Raw genomic sequence first — 1,398 nt, forward strand, 5'->3', positions numbered from 1 at the left:
GACTGGGGCAAATATCTGGGGGATATGACCATGGCCAGCACGATTCTTGACAGGTTGATGCACCGCTGCGTGATGCTGGAGTTTGAGGGCAAGAGCTACAGGCTCAAGGAGGCGGCGGCACGCTTGGTCGTCAATCTGGAAACGTCATAATCTGGCTGCGCTGCCTGGGGGAATTTGGGGTGGCCACGGGTGGGGGAATTTGGACTGGCCATCAGGGCGCTTGAAAGTTGATTCAGTCTTTCAAGATTACGCCGCACCGAATAGCAGTGATTCGAGGTCCTCTTTGGTTGGCACCTTGTTCTGGTGGATCATCCTGATCAAAACCTTTCTCAACAGTTCCAACGATGCTAAAAGATCATCGCGAGTATGTTTTGGCGCCCCATGAGCTGCTGCAGAGCGTGCGTCGTAAAGTTTTAGAACTCTCTTCTGCTCAGCAACTCTGTCAGGACCTAGCGGCTTAAGGTAGGAGGCAATCATGGCCGAAACCCGAAAGCGTAGTTCGGTAGTTGAGCCAGTAAAAAGAGACTCAAGCGCTGCCCATACAGACACGATACCAAGCGCGGGACTGTGAATGAGCTGCGCATTAGCGATAGCCTCAAGACCGAGGCTGAATGCCGCACTACGCTGGGTGAGTTCTAACGCATTTTCCCAATGCTCTCTTATCCATAAGAGGTCCTCCGTAGTGTCACGCTCTGTTGCTGGGCATAGTTGGAAGTACCAAGGCTGAATTTCCATAGCGTTCGCGACATGTACACGTGGACCACTATCAGGAGTGGTGATTTCGCACGGATGACCGGTGGATATCAGGGTAAGGCGGATGCGTGGATCAACCCAAAGACGCAACAACGCTGCAATTTGCATCGCCACCTCTATAGATTTCATACCTTTTCGTTTGTAGGTGTCCGGAATGTGGAGTACGACATTCGAATCAAACCCAAATCCATCACCCGTTGCAAGCCAAGGCCCAGGATGGTGCAGCCCTGTCTGTTCAGGTCGCTTGACCGCAAGCATAGTATTCGACATGACGTGCACATAGGAGCTGGACAAGGTAATGCCGTGTCCCAGTTCATATGGCGATTCCCTGATCTCAAGAGAGGTTAAGGCTACGCTGAATAAGTCCACCGCATTGGGTGCTGTTTCGTTATAGGTCGATGAAACAACAGACCCTTGCCCTAGCGGCCGATGCAGGAGCCGGATTCGAACAATACCGTCGCGCAACCAGGCGCGACGTGTTCCTCTCCACAATGAATGAGATCGTTCCGTGGCATGCGCTATGCGAAGTGATCGAGCCGCATTACCCCAAGCCGGGCAATGGTCGCCCGCCGGTGGGACTTGAGCGTATGTTGCGCATGTACTTTGTGCAGCACTGGTTCAACTTGGCCGACGAGGCTTGCGAGG

3 protein-coding genes are annotated in these 1,398 nt (G+C 53.2%); 2 read left to right on the forward strand and 1 reads right to left on the reverse strand.

Features of this window, described 5'->3' with window-relative positions; genetic code table 11:
• The coding region (locus tag B9Z45_RS16585) for an ATP-binding protein (protein ID WP_233252249.1) at positions 1–150 on the forward strand (150 nt) is incomplete at its 5' end.
• Between the two features lie 96 nt (positions 151–246).
• Here the strand turns inward: B9Z45_RS16585 and B9Z45_RS16590 are convergent.
• Complete coding sequence (locus tag B9Z45_RS16590; protein WP_146180960.1) at positions 247–1,023, reverse strand: HEPN domain-containing protein; 777 nt, start codon at positions 1,021–1,023, stop codon at positions 247–249.
• A gap of 128 nt (positions 1,024–1,151) precedes the next feature.
• On the opposite strand from B9Z45_RS16590, the gene B9Z45_RS16595 reads away from it, so the two are divergent.
• Positions 1,152–1,398, forward strand: a 247-nt coding sequence (locus tag B9Z45_RS16595) for a transposase (protein WP_146180858.1), incomplete at its 3' end; no start/stop codon positions are given.

Source organism: Limnohabitans sp. 2KL-17, assembly GCF_003063415.1.
GTDB lineage: Bacteria > Pseudomonadota > Gammaproteobacteria > Burkholderiales > Burkholderiaceae_C > Limnohabitans_A.